This window comes from Corynebacterium sp. HMSC036D02 (assembly GCF_001836165.1).
Lineage (GTDB): Bacteria > Actinomycetota > Actinomycetes > Mycobacteriales > Mycobacteriaceae > Corynebacterium.
Window position 1 is genome coordinate 154,327 of the sequence record NZ_KV827693.1, and the last position, 12,889, is coordinate 167,215.

Annotated in this window: 10 protein-coding genes; 8 read left to right on the forward strand and 2 right to left on the reverse strand. The window is 60.7% G+C overall.

Features of this window, described 5'->3' with window-relative positions; genetic code table 11:
- Nucleotides 1–45 precede the first annotated feature (45 nt).
- From HMPREF2743_RS09515 to HMPREF2743_RS09540, 6 genes are all read left to right on the forward strand, one after another.
- Nucleotides 46–1,305 (forward strand): type III secretion system chaperone family protein, encoded by a 1,260-nt coding sequence (locus HMPREF2743_RS09515; RefSeq protein WP_070818677.1) that lies wholly within the window; start codon nt 46–48, stop codon nt 1,303–1,305.
- 83 nt (nt 1,306–1,388) lie between these two features.
- A complete protein-coding gene (pyrE, locus tag HMPREF2743_RS09520) occupies nt 1,389–1,934 on the forward strand; it encodes an orotate phosphoribosyltransferase (RefSeq protein ID WP_070509837.1) in 546 nt (181 codons plus the stop codon).
- Nucleotides 1,927–2,601 carry a TrmH family RNA methyltransferase gene (locus HMPREF2743_RS09525; protein ID WP_070818678.1) on the forward strand — a complete coding sequence of 225 codons (675 nt, stop codon included), beginning with the start codon at nt 1,927–1,929 and terminating at the stop codon, nt 2,599–2,601. Before pyrE ends, HMPREF2743_RS09525 begins: the two co-directional genes overlap by 8 nt.
- Nucleotides 2,602–2,664: 63 nt before the next feature.
- Nucleotides 2,665–3,861, forward strand: coding sequence for a glycoside hydrolase family 76 protein (locus HMPREF2743_RS09530; protein ID WP_070818679.1), 1,197 nt, complete (start codon nt 2,665–2,667; stop codon nt 3,859–3,861).
- Nucleotides 3,862–4,046: 185 nt separating this feature from the next.
- A complete protein-coding gene (fbaA, locus tag HMPREF2743_RS09535; protein ID WP_070525780.1) occupies nt 4,047–5,081 on the forward strand; it encodes a class II fructose-bisphosphate aldolase in 1,035 nt (344 codons plus the stop codon).
- 158 nt (nt 5,082–5,239) lie between these two features.
- Entirely contained in the window at nt 5,240–6,460 is a 1,221-nt protein-coding gene (locus HMPREF2743_RS09540; protein ID WP_070525778.1) for an FUSC family protein, read from the forward strand.
- A 12-nt stretch (nt 6,461–6,472) separates the two neighbouring features.
- Here the strand turns inward: HMPREF2743_RS09540 and HMPREF2743_RS09545 are convergent, their stop codons facing one another.
- Both HMPREF2743_RS09545 and HMPREF2743_RS13045 read right to left on the reverse strand, forming a co-directional pair.
- A complete protein-coding gene (locus HMPREF2743_RS09545) occupies nt 6,473–7,402 on the reverse strand; it encodes a hypothetical protein (RefSeq protein ID WP_070818680.1) in 930 nt (309 codons plus the stop codon).
- A 1,045-nt stretch (nt 7,403–8,447) separates the two neighbouring features.
- On the reverse strand, nt 8,448–8,495 hold the full coding sequence (locus HMPREF2743_RS13045) for a hypothetical protein (protein WP_118781210.1): 48 nt from the start codon (nt 8,493–8,495) through the stop codon (nt 8,448–8,450).
- 317 nt (nt 8,496–8,812) lie between these two features.
- Between HMPREF2743_RS13045 and HMPREF2743_RS09555 the strand changes: the two genes are divergently transcribed.
- Both HMPREF2743_RS09555 and HMPREF2743_RS09560 read left to right on the forward strand, forming a co-directional pair.
- Nucleotides 8,813–10,105, forward strand: coding sequence for an adenylosuccinate synthase (locus tag HMPREF2743_RS09555; protein ID WP_070448047.1), 1,293 nt, complete (start codon nt 8,813–8,815; stop codon nt 10,103–10,105).
- 607 nt (nt 10,106–10,712) lie between these two features.
- A partial coding sequence (locus HMPREF2743_RS09560) for a Rib/alpha-like domain-containing protein (protein WP_210400259.1) occupies nt 10,713–12,889 on the forward strand: 2,177 nt, incomplete at its 3' end.

The window sequence follows — 12,889 nt, forward strand, 5'->3', positions numbered from 1 at the left end:
CGTCAGCGCGGATCGAGCGCGCCGGGCGATTAGAGTCAGGCAGTGATGCCTTTCGTACTCTTATCCCTCGCCGCCGTCGCGCTCGCGGCTGGTCTCATCGTGCTCTGGCTGGACCAGCGCCAGCGCGCCACGCTCTCCGCCGACGAGAATGTCGCCGACGAACCTACCGCAGCAGCCGATACCGCTGCACCAGAACTCACCGCTGACTCCCCCTCAGAGCCCGCGCTCGCCGAGGAGCCTGCGCTCGACGAGGAACCTGAGCCTGCTCCAGAGCCCGATATCATCGCCGAGCCGGAGCCAGAACCCGAGCCGGAGCCAGAACCCGTGGCTGAGCCGGCAACCGAGCCAACTGCGGATGCCGCTGAAGAACCGGCCGCCGAGCCCATCGAGGAGCCATCCGCCGAACCGCAGGCTGCAGCACCCAGCTTTGCGGAGCGGGCAGAGCGCGCCAAGTACCTCGTGCCGGGCAGTGCCCGCCGTGAGCGCAAGGCCTTTGGCCAGCAGCGCGGCTGGGAATACCTCAAGCATGATTCCTACCTGGCGGATGAGTGGACCCGCGGTGCCGCCGCCCGCGGCCACGAGCCCCGCGACATCGTCGCCGGAACCGTCCGCGGGCACGAGACGCTGCTCTTCGATATGGGGGCCATCCCCGTCATGGCCATGCGCACCGGCGCGGCCTCCGACATCGTGGTGGATTTCCGCAGAGCAGGCGAGGAGATGGAGAACCTCTCCGAGGACCTGTTGTACGTGCGTGAGGAGGAAGGCTTCGAGGTCTTTGCCTCCGATGCTGGCGTGGGACGGCGCTTCATCGATGCCCGCGTGAGCACGGCGTTGAATCATCTACCCGCTGCGGTGACCGCCGTGTGGATGGAGGGGGAGTGGGCGCTTGCCCAGACCACTCGGCAGGCGCGCAGCGCCGAGTGGGAAGCGCTGCTCGAACCGCTGGCCACGCTCGCCGATTCAGCCCGCGTGCTCCCACCGCGCTCCGAGGCTGCTCAGGTGCTGCGCGTTGATGAGCTGGATCCTAGCCGCGATATCCCGGAGCCTCCGCAGCCGGAACCCACCGGGCCCACGGCGGTTCCGGACCGCGATGATTCCCTCGACGCCCCCACCATTCAGCGCCCCACCGAGCCGGTGGTCATGCCGAGCCGCACCACCAGCGAGGCTCGCGGCACCATCGACCACTCCAGCCTGGGTGCAGATGAAGTCGACGCGATTGCCGACGGCCACGAACGCCCCACCCACGAAAACAACCAGGCCCGCCTGCCGCGTCGCTTTGATGGCGGCTCCTCCATCTTCGACTAGTCGCAGGCAACCGTGCGGGAAGAGGGTAAACTACAGGGCGGATTTTTCACGGCGCAACAGCCACAGACTTTAAGGAGCGAGCGATGAGCCTGGATCAGCAGAAGAAGCAACGCCTAGCAGAACTGGTGAAGGAGCTGGCCGTCGTCCACGGCAAGGTCACGTTGTCCTCCGGCAAGGAGGCTGACTACTACGTAGACCTGCGCCGCGCCACCCTGCAGCACGAGGCCTCGCGCCTTATCGGCTCGCTACTGCGTGAGCTCACCGCCGACTGGGATTATGCCGCCGCCGGTGGCCTGACCATGGGCGCGGACCCGGTCGGGTTGGCCATCATGCATGCCGATGGCCGCGATATCGACGCCTTCGTTGTCCGCAAGGAGGCCAAGAAGCACGGCATGCAGCGCCAGATTGAGGGCTTCAACGTTGAGGGTCAGAAGGTGCTCGTCGTCGAAGACACCACCACGACCGGCAACTCGCCGCTGACCGCCGTGAAGGCTCTGCGCAAGGCAGGCGCCGAGGTCGTCGGTGTGGCCACCGTGGTGGACCGTAATACCGATGCCGGCGCAGCTATCGCCGCCGAGGGTCTGGAGTACCGCTACCTGCTGGGCCTTGAGGATCTCGACCTTGCCTAAGCCCGAGGAAGAGGCGGAGGCCAAAGGACCCACCGAGTGGAATGAGGGCCGCCACGGCGTTGGCCCCTGGGAAGGCCCGCTGCCGGAAGGTCCCGAAGCGGAGAAATACGATCCCGAACTGCTCGCGGAGGGAGACCGCCGCAACGTCGTCGACGCCTACCGCTACTGGACGCGCGAGGCGATCCGGGAGGACATCGATAAGCGCCGGCATGGGCTGCACATCGCCATCGAGAACTTCGAGAACGATTCCAACATCGGCACCGTGGTGCGCACCGCCAACGCCTTTGCCGTCGACACCGTCCACATTGTGGGACGCCGCCGCTGGAACCGGCGCGGCGCCATGGTCACCGACAGGTACCAGCACCTCATGCACCACGCGGACGTGAGCGAACTGATGGCCTGGGCGGCCGACCAAGACCTGACCGTCGTGGCCATCGATAACACCCCCGGGTGTGTCCCCTTAGAAACCGCGGAGCTGCCCGAGCGCTGTCTGCTCCTCTTCGGACAGGAAGGCCCGGGAGTCAGCCCGGAAGCCCAGGAGGCGGCAGTAATGACCTGCTCGATCGCGCAATTTGGTTCTACTCGCTCCATCAACGCGGGCGTGGCCGCGGGCATCGCCATGCATGCATGGATTCGACAGCACGCCGATTTATCAAAAGCTTGGTGAGATCCTGCGCACTGTGTTTACATCTAGGTAACGAATTCACATTGTGAGAATGATGAGACAAAAGTGTTAGAGAAATGGTCCCACCGCGCCGACCTTGCGGAAACAGCCATCAATGAGCGCCACGCGCAGGCCGTGTGGGGCTTGCCCCGTACCAACCTTGCCGTGGTGAGTTGGCCACCCACCACCAAGGAATCGCTTTTTGTGCACTGGCACTATTGGTGGCAGGCGCATTATCTGGACTGTCTTGTCGACGCCGCCCTGCGCAAAAACACCAAGGCCCGCCGCGCGCGCATCGCTGACACCATCCGCGGCATTCACGTACGCAACCTCCGCGCGCTGACGAAGAACCGCTACTACGACGACAAAGCATGGCTCGCCCTGGCCATCGCCCGGGCCGGTGAGCTCAAGAAGCAGCGCCCCTATAAGAAGCTGGGCACCCTGCAGAACAACATCCGCGATGGCATCGACTCCCAAGTAGGCGTGCTGCCTTGGCGCGAAGGCGAGACCTTCCTCAACGTTCCCTCCAACGGCCCGGGCGCCATCATGCTGGCCCGCATGGGGCGCGTGGAGGAGGCCCGCCACATCGTGGACTGGATCTACGATCACCTCATCGATGACGATGGCTTCGTCATGGACGGCATCCGCATGCGCATGGATGGGCAGGAAATCGTCCGCAACATTCACCCCTACTGCCAGGGTGTGGTGCTCGGTGCTTGCTTGGAGATTGTGCTGGCGCTGCGGAAGCAGACGGGCCTGCGCTCCGTGGAGGATATCGACTCCGTCCATGAGGCCGAGCTCGCCGCGGACATGATGGATTACACCACGCGTATCCGTGGCCTTGTCCAAGCAGTGGCCACGGGCATGGCGACGTACACGGGAGTCATCGACTGGCAGACTGGCGACGGCGACGGGGGCCTGTTCAAGGGCATCCTCGCCCGCTACCTCGCGGACGTGGCGGTGCGCCTGCCGGGTGATTCCCCGGCCAACCGCGCGACGAAGAAGCTGGCCGCTCGCCTCGTGACGGCCTCGGCAGAATCCGTGTGGGAACACCGCCTAGAAGTGGACGGCCTGCCTATCTTCGGGTCCGATTGGACCGCGGATGCGAAGCTGCCTCATAACTACGGTTTTGGGCCCTCTTCGCTGAGCCAGAAGATGGGAATTATCCGCGTGGCTGAGCGCGATTTGTCCGTTCAGTTGTCCGGTTGGATGTTGTTGGAGGCCTGCACCCGGATTGTGAAGTACAAGTCAGAATCCAAATAAAAGCGGCATCGTCCCAGTTAGGCGGGCTGAAAATGCTCGTGCGCGGCGCGGTTTAAGTGAGGTCACACCTCATCTCGCGGCGGAAAACCACAATAACAGGCATACTTGGATGTTGGAACGTGTTGTTTCGCTGGTTTGTGAGACGGCACGGCTTACTGCACAGCAACTCCAAAGGATGGAATTTCATGCCTATTGCAACCCCTGAGGTTTATAACCAGATGCTGGATACCGCCAAGAAGGGCGGCTTCGCATTCCCGGCAATTAACTGCACCTCCTCCGAAACCATCAACGCCGCACTCCGCGGCTTCGCCGAGGCTGAGTCCGACGGCATCATCCAGTTCTCCACCGGCGGCGCCGAGTTCGGTTCCGGCCTGTCCGTGAAGAACAAGGTTGCCGGCGCCAAGGCACTGGCTGCCTTCGCTCACGAGGCTGCTAAGAACTACGGCATTAACGTTGCGCTGCACACTGACCACTGCCAGAAGGAAGTTCTGGATGAGTACGTGCGCCCGCTGATCGCCTTCTCCCAGGAGCGCGTTGACCGCGGCGAGCTTCCGCTCTTCCAGTCCCACATGTGGGATGGCTCCGCTATCCCGATCGATGAGAACCTTGTGATCGCTCAGGAGCTCCTCGAGAAGGCCCACAACGCCAACATCATCCTCGAGGTTGAGATTGGCGTCGTCGGCGGCGAAGAGGACGGCGTTCAGGCCAAGGCCGGCGCAAACCTCTACACCTCCCCGGAGGACTTCGAGAAGACCGTCGATGCCCTCGGCACCGGCGAGAAGGGCCGCTACCTGCTGGCCGCTACCTTCGGCAACGTCCACGGCGTGTACAAGCCGGGCAACGTGAAGCTGCGCCCGGAGGTCCTCGACGAGGGCCAGAAGGTTGCTGTGAAGAAGCTCGGCCTGGAAGAAGGCTCCCAGCCCTTCGACTTCGTCTTCCACGGCGGCTCCGGCTCCGAGAAGGAGAAGATCGAGGAGGCCCTGCGTTACGGCGTCATCAAGATGAACGTTGACACCGACACCCAGTACGCCTTCACCAACCCGGTTGCCCGCCACATGTTCGCTAACTACGACGGCGTCTTCAAGATCGACGGCGAGGTTGGCAACAAGAAGGTCTACGACCCGCGTTCCTACATGAAGAAGGCTGAGCAGGGCATGGCGGACCGCGTGGTTGAGGCCTGCACCGACCTGCACTCCGTGGGCAAGACCGTTTCTAAGTAATCTAATGCCCAGCTGACACCGGCCCCTCCTGGACGCCGCTGCTTAGCAGCCGCAGGCTCTAAGCTGCGTCAGCGCATGCCAACAAGCCACCCCTTGACCTCAAAGGGGTGGCTTTGTTCATCCAAAGCTGCCGCCAGAACGCGTAAAATACCGGAGTCATGGAAGCGCAAGAGTCATCGTCGAATTCGTCGAGTACCGTCAAGCGTGTTCGCAAGACCACCCGCGAGCAGTTGCGGTTGGTGGATAAGTCGCTCAAGGCGCGCCTCACGCGCATCCGCAACCGGCTCGTGTTCATGATTCAGTGCACGCTGGGCGCGGGTCTGGCCTTCTATGTTGCGCACGATTTCTTCGGCCACGAGCAGCCCTTCTTTGCCCCGATGGCCGTCATCATCATCCTTGGTCTATCGGGCAGTGACCGCCTCAAGCGCGCGGTCGACATGTCCATCGGCGGCATCGTGGGCGTGCTGGTGGGCACGCTGCTTGTCGACGCCCTCGGGACCGGCCCCATTCACATGACCATCATCATCGGCCTTGCCCTAGTGATCGGCTCCTTTGTCACGGGCTCGCAGATGGTGAGCAACCAAATCGTCATCGCTGCCATCCTTATCGCCACCATCCTTCCCCCGGAAGATATGGGTGGTCTCTCCCGCGCTGTTGACGCCATCATCGGTGCGGTCATTGGCATCACAATGATCGTGTTGATTCCCTCCTCGCCTTTGCGTGCGGGGCGCTCGGAAGTCTCGAAGGTCTTGGGTATTACCTCCCTGGTCCTCTCCGACGTGGCTAAGGGACTGGAAGAAAACGATCCCGAGACCATCACGGAGGCCCGCGATGCCGTGCGCGGCACGCAGGATGACATCAACAACATGCTCAACGCCACCAAGGGCGGCGCGGAAACCGCACGGTTATCACCCTTCCTGTGGAGCACGCAGCGCACCGTGCGCTCCCTGGAACGCATTCTCACTCCTGTTGACAACATGGTCCGCGGCACCCGCGTGCTCTCCCGCCGTGCACTCGTGCTCGCCGAGGACGGCGACCAGCCCACGGCCGAGCAAGTTGAGATCATCGATGAACTCGCTGACATCACGATGAAGCTCTCCGATCTCTATACCCACCAAACCGCGCGTGAGCGCCGCGTGGATGAGGCGCACGCCATTCCTGAGATAGTCAACCGCCTACGCCAGCTGGGGGCGCGCTGCTCGATGGACATCGCCGGCGAGGAAGCCGTACTCTCCGCCTATGCTGTGCTGGCACAGACGCGCTCCATCATCGTGGACCTGCTCATGGTGTGCGGCATGTCGCGCGAGTCAGCCGTGGCACAACTCGTGCCCACCTCCAAGCACCCGGCCTACCCGCCGGAGGTCTGGGAAGAGAACTAGGGCTGTACTTGCCTAGGGCCGCACTATCTGTAGGTCCCGCAGGTGGCGGTAGAACGTCACGCGCTTGACCGGCCGTTTTGCGCGGACTCCATCAACGCTGACGCTGAGCGAAGGCCCGCCAGCCTGTACCGCCCGGCCTTGCATGACGCTGGCGGGGTCGAGCTGCCCAGGTTGGGCAGGCTTGCGCAGGCGGGCGAGGAGCCCACGACGCGGCGCTTCGTCCGCTTCAAAACTGGTCACCGCCTTTGCCGCCACGATGCCCGGCGCATCCGTCATCGGCACGAGCTTTGCGCCGAAGACATCCTTCTCGCGGTCCGCGCGCAGCAGCACGGCATCGTCAACGATGATCTCACCAGTGATCTCCTCGTTCGACCACTCCGCAATCGTTGCCGAGCCCGCCACGGCGAGGCCCGCGTCATTGCGGATAAGCGGCGCCGGCTTGACGGGCGCGGACATGGCAAAGGAGAGCGCCTCCTCCATCACTGCTCCATGGTCGCCGAGCCCCTGGCGGCCCTGGCCCGTTTCGCTAGCTTTTAAGCCCCAATTCATCGCCGCGGTGGAGTGCTCCCCGGTGGGAACGTAGCCCACCTCGGCCCACAGGTAATCCGCCCGCATCATGCGGGTCAGCACGGCGCTCAGCGCGGCATCGTTGCCAATGACCACGATGCGCAGCGTTTCGCTCAGGAACGGGGCCTGGGGTGCTGGCCCCGGTGCGCCGAGGTGGCTCACGTCTGGCTGCGCGGCAATCTCATCCAGCGATGGGGTGGGATCCTCCGGAAGAATCTCGCTGGCCAGGGTGTCAATAGCCTTCAACTCCTGCCGGCTGGGAACCTCTGCGAAGCGGAAGTGCTCGACGCGTATTCCGCGCTGGGAGGCCTCAACGAGGGCAGTGGTGTGGGCGTCAGTGAGGTGGCCGCCGCAGTCTACAAGCGCACAGATCATACAAGAAGCATAGAAGCGTGGAAAGAGCTTCGCTAAAACACTCCATGCGCGGCGTGCAGACAGTGGAGCTTTCCCCAGAAAAGTAGTGCACATCACAGTACGCCGGTAGGCTCCGAGGCAATACACAACGTCTTAGCAACCAATTCTTAAGCCCCTAACAGCCGGAGGTAAGTACCATGTCCACCCGAATGACAACTCTTGCACTTGTATCCACCGCCGGGCTCCTGATGAGCTCGTGCAGCTTCATCGGCGGCTCCCTGACGGAAGCTGAGGAGCCTGGATTCACCGAGGCCGCCGCCGAGTCCGTGACGAGTTCTGCGACGACTACTTCTTCGACGGCCACGTCGACATCCAGCAGTGCATCCTCATCGAGCACCAACGCTGACTGCGAGGAGAAGAAAGACCTCGAGGACACCGAACTCAGCAAGATCCTGGAGAATGAAGAAGCCTACGTGAAAGGTTCCACCGAGAAATTTGAGGACGTCAGCGTCGGTGAGGATGAATACGATCCCTGCAAATTCCTCAGCTACGTGGTGCTGGAAGGCGAGTTTGATGGGGAGGATGTCAAAGTCCCCGTCTTCTTCTCCAAGGGCGAACTCAAGGACGAGGATGCCCTTTACATCACGTCCTCTTCTTTAGAGGTAGAAGAGGATGGTGAAGGTTATACCTATGAGTCCAAGACCGATGGCGACATCGTTGGTGTCGAGGGCAAAGTAAACAAGCGCCCGGGTACCGAAGCCACGTCCATGGAAAACTCCTTCGATGGTGTGAATTCGGACATCTTCTTCATCGACGTGGATTCGGAACCGGCCGAGTCCGCGGATTTGGCTAAGGATGAAGAAGACCTCCGCGGCGAAGAGCTCTTCACCATCTCCGCCGATGGCTGGAACATGGTCTGCGGCATTATTGAGGAAAACAACGCCATTGACTGTGCGCATGGCGACGGCGGGACTTGGGCCATCAAGGGTGCCAAGACCCCAATGCCGGAGGGCATGGAATTCAACTTGGTGACCTTCCTGCCGCTAGAGGGCAGCACTGAGTTCACTCAGTATGACGACGAAATCCCTACTAACGGCACGAAGATTGAGGGCAACGGGCTCTACCGAATCGGCGTCGGTGACATTGAAGGCCAAATCGCTGTTGTTGATGACAGCATCATCGTCAGCACCCCAGACAAGTCGCGCCTGATGTTCACTAATGACACCATTTACTTCGATAACGAGGGCTCTGGCAGCAACGACTCGGCCACCGAAACCGCCTAGCCAGTCACGTACTAAACCCACTGCGGACTCTGCCAAGCCTCGCCAACGAAGCAATTCTTGATGACCATGTCACAAACTCAACACTGCTCCACCATGGCGGGTAAAGTAGGTGCGTATTTGACTTCAATAAATAGGAAGTGACACCAACATGGCAGCGATCGTCATCGTCGGCGCCCAGTGGGGCGATGAAGGCAAAGGCAAGGCTACTGACATCCTCGGCGGCAAAGTCGATTACGTAGTGAAGCCCAACGGCGGTAACAATGCCGGCCACACCGTCGTGGTCGGCGGCGAGAAGTACGAGCTGAAGCTCCTTCCCGCCGGCATTCTTTCTGAAAACGCCACCCCGGTCCTGGGTAACGGCGTGGTGATTAACCTGGAGGCCCTTTTCGATGAAATCGATGGTCTCGAAGCCCGCGGCGCTAACGCTTCGCGCCTGAAGATTTCCGCCAACGCGCACCTCGTGGCGCCCTACCACCAGACCTTGGACCGCGTGCAGGAGCGCTTCCTGGGCAAGCGCGCCATCGGCACCACCGGCCGTGGTATTGGCCCGGCCTATGCCGATAAGGTCGCGCGCATCGGCATCCGCGTGCAGGACATCTTTGATGAGTCTATCCTGCGCCAGAAGGTTGAATCCGCCCTGGACATTAAGAACCAGATGCTGGTGAAGATGTACAACCGCAAGGCAATTGATCCGGAGCAGGTAGTGGAGTACTTCCTGAGCTACCGCGACCGCCTGCGCCCGATGGTTATTGAGGCTGAGCTGGAACTGAACCAGGCACTGGATGAAGGCAAGAACGTCCTCATGGAGGGCGGCCAAGCTACCATGCTGGACGTTGACCACGGCACCTACCCGTTCGTGACCTCCTCGAACCCGACTGCTGGCGGCGCCGCTGTGGGCTCCGGCATTGGTCCGACGCGCATTACTACCTCCCTGGGCATCATCAAGGCCTACACCACCCGCGTGGGCGCTGGTCCTTTCCCCACGGAGCTTTTCGATAAGTGGGGCGAGTACCTGCAGACCACCGGCGGCGAAATCGGCGTCAATACCGGCCGCAAGCGCCGCTGCGGCTGGTACGACTCTGTGATCGCCCGCTACGCCACCCGCGTCAACGGCTTCACGGATTACTTCCTGACCAAGCTGGACGTGCTCACCGGCATCGGTGAGATCCCCATCTGCGTGGCCTATGACGTCGACGGCAAGCGCTACGACGAGATGCCGCTGACCCAGTCTGAGTTCCATCACGCCGAGCCCATCTTTGAGACCATGCCGGCCTGGGATGAGGACATTACTAATTGTCAGACGTTTGAGGATCTTCCGCAGAAGGCTCAGGATTACGTCCTGCGCCTGGAGGAGCTCTCCGGCTGCCGCATCTCCTACATCGGTGTAGGCCCCGGCCGTGACCAGACCATCGTGCGCCACGACGTCATGCAAGACCAGTAAGGCGCAGGCCGGTCCAAGATAAACCAACCTAGGAACTGCCTAACGGCGACGGCGTTCCGTAGAAACAGCGCAACAACCACCGCCCCGTTTCTCCCACAGCATCGTGGACACAATTGTCGATATGCACGATGCGGGGAGAGCGGGGCGGTTTGTGTTTCTGTGGCTCCATTTGTGCGCTCAATATGCCCTGCTTGGTGCCCTGCTTGGCGACGCCTCCCGCAATCCCACCTGACACAGCCCTCTATAAAACACCCCCGTTAGGAGTGCATTCCTGGGGCAAATGTTGCCAAAGTGACGACGTGATTTATTTAACAATCCAGCCGCGTGTCGCAGTCGTTCGAAAAGAGCAGGTCAAACATGTGCCTTTTCTGGTCGACGACAGAAAACTCCGTTTATGAAATTTTCAGGATGCCGTACGGTTTCTTTAATTCGTAAACGGGGCTAACATTAGGGGCGAGTTTGTTCATAGACCTTTGGAACCTCTGACCTTCTTCCAAGGTGACTGAAATGAGCTGCTCTCGGTTGCGTAAGCCGGTTTTATCCCTTGCGCGGTCACGTATCCCTAACGTGATCACTCTTTCAAGACTTAAGGAAAGGACTTCTTGCTATGAACAAGAAGGAAATAAAGCGTACTGCTGTACGCCGCCGCGGCACTACTCTTGCTGCCGCTGCGCTCTCTATTGCTATGGTGGGCCCTTTCGTCCACGCAGTAACTCCGGCATCCCCCTTCGCTGCGGTTGCCAATGCACAGGAAAACCAGCCGGATGCTGAGGCTCCGGCAGCTGGTGGTGATAAGGATAAGGCCATCTACTCGCCAGGCCAGGCTGATCAGAAGGGCACCATCTCCGGTTCCGTGAAGGAGATTGTTGAGGCCAAGGTTGGTTTCGGTGATGTCCAGGATTCCGGTAACCCGCTGGAAGGTGTGAAGGTCTACGCCCAGTGGTACGAGGGTGAAAACACTCAGCACTCCTCGCCGGTGTACTACACCGAGTCTGATGCCAACGGTAACTTCACCATCAAGATGGGGCCGTACACCGATGCTCTCGGTAAGACCCGTCACTTTGATGCGGATGCATCTGCCGGCCTGACCACTGGTGATGACCGGGGCAAGCGCGATCAAAAGCGCGAGAAGATCCGTGTCTGGACGGAGCTTCCGGAGAACATGACGGATAAGTACCGTCTGGTGCACCAGCCGGCGGCTGGTATCTTCCCGGGCATCGGCGCAAACACGACGCCGACCACCCAGGGCGATGGCGTATGGGGCGGCCACAAGATCACGGGCATGACCATCCAGTACGCCCAGAAGGACAAACTGCCGCAGCATCTCCCAGAGAATAAATGGGCAGAAAGCACCGGCGCCGGTGGTAACGGTGGTACCTACGCGGGTCGAGCTTTCTGGAACCTTGACGTGCTGCAGGGCGCTAAGAACCATAACACTGTGAGCGCCTTTGGCGGAAAGGACCTTCCTGCACCTGGCATGAAGGTTGTCGGTTCCTACCTCACCGATGACGCGGTGAACAAGATCGAGGCGTACGCGAAGAATAACTTCGCGGGCAAGACGCTGCGCGGCAAGGGCTGGACCCCTGCTGATGAGCAGGGGCTGCAGAAGTGGATCAATGAACAGATTGCTGCTGATCCAGAAGGCTGGATCGCAGAGACCATGACGACCACTACTGGCGCTGACGGCACGTTCGAGCTGCGGTGGAAGGGCCTCTATGGCTATGACCACAAGACGCGTGGATTGGTGCCTGAAGATAAGTTCGGCAAGCTTGCCGGCTCGCATGGCGAAGGCAAGTGGGCTTTACCTTGGAAAGACTCCAAGCACGTCAATATGCATTGGAGCTACGTCAGCATTCTTGGCAAGGACGGTAAGCCGCTGCCGAACAACATTGGTGTGCTGTACCCGTGGTCGCTTGGCCAGTGGGCTGGTCCGGGCTTCGGTAGTGATTTGAAGGCTGGTGCTAACGCGCAGCTCTTCGGTGGTGATGGTGCTTTCATTGGTAACACTACTAGTGGCTACACTGGCTGGAACATCGCGCTTGCTCCGCAGGCCCTGAAGTTCGACGTTGTTGATAAGAACACTACGGACAACTGGGCCAAGCTCGGTGACAAGGTCCAGACCTATACTGCTGGCCTTCCGATCTCGGATGACCTGAACTACTACATTGAGTGGTTTGACAAGGGCGGCAATTCTGTCAAGAAGTGTGATGCTGTCAAGGCTGACTCCGCAACCGAGATCCCGAGCTGTGAGTTCGAGGTTCCGGCGGATGCTCAGACGGGTGATACGTTTACGGCTCGTCTGAAGGTTGCTGACGGCGAGCCAGATCCGAAGAACGATCTGGTTCTCGCATTGGACGCTTTTGCAGTCTCCCGTGACTACCTCGAGTACAAGCCAGTTGATGCGAAGGCCGACGAAAAGGCTACCTCTGAACCGAAGTTCGACAACCCAGAAACCGAGCCTGAGGAAACCAAGCCTGAGAAGGCTAAGTTTGAGCTCGGCAAGCTGCCTGAGGGCGTCAAGGAGGATCAGGTCAAGGTTGACCCGGAGACCGGTGTGGTGACCTTCAAGCCGACCGCTGACCAAGCTGGCAAGGCCTTCAAGTTCCCAGTCATCATGCGTAACGAGGAACTGAAGGTTCCGGTTCTTGATGAGAACGGCGACCCTGTAAAGGACGACGAGGGCAACCCGAAGACCCAGGGCCGCATTGTTGCTCGCGCTGATGCTACCTTCGACGTTGAAGCTGCAAAGACCTCGGTTGATGATTCCGATGTGAAGACTGTTGA

Excerpts from the sequence above, each read along its gene's own strand:
- HMPREF2743_RS09555 (WP_070448047.1), top strand. The coding sequence starts at position 8,813 with ATGGCAGCGATCGTCATCGTCGGCGCCCAGTGGGGCGATGAAGGCAAA.
- pyrE (WP_070509837.1), top strand. The coding sequence starts at position 1,389 with ATGAGCCTGGATCAGCAGAAGAAGCAACGCCTAGCAGAACTGGTGAAG.
- HMPREF2743_RS09515 (WP_070818677.1), top strand. The coding sequence starts at position 46 with ATGCCTTTCGTACTCTTATCCCTCGCCGCCGTCGCGCTCGCGGCTGGT.
- HMPREF2743_RS09545 (WP_070818680.1), bottom strand. The coding sequence starts at position 7,402 with ATGATCTGTGCGCTTGTAGACTGCGGCGGCCACCTCACTGACGCCCAC.
- fbaA (WP_070525780.1), top strand. The coding sequence starts at position 4,047 with ATGCCTATTGCAACCCCTGAGGTTTATAACCAGATGCTGGATACCGCC.
- HMPREF2743_RS09540 (WP_070525778.1), top strand. The coding sequence starts at position 5,240 with ATGGAAGCGCAAGAGTCATCGTCGAATTCGTCGAGTACCGTCAAGCGT.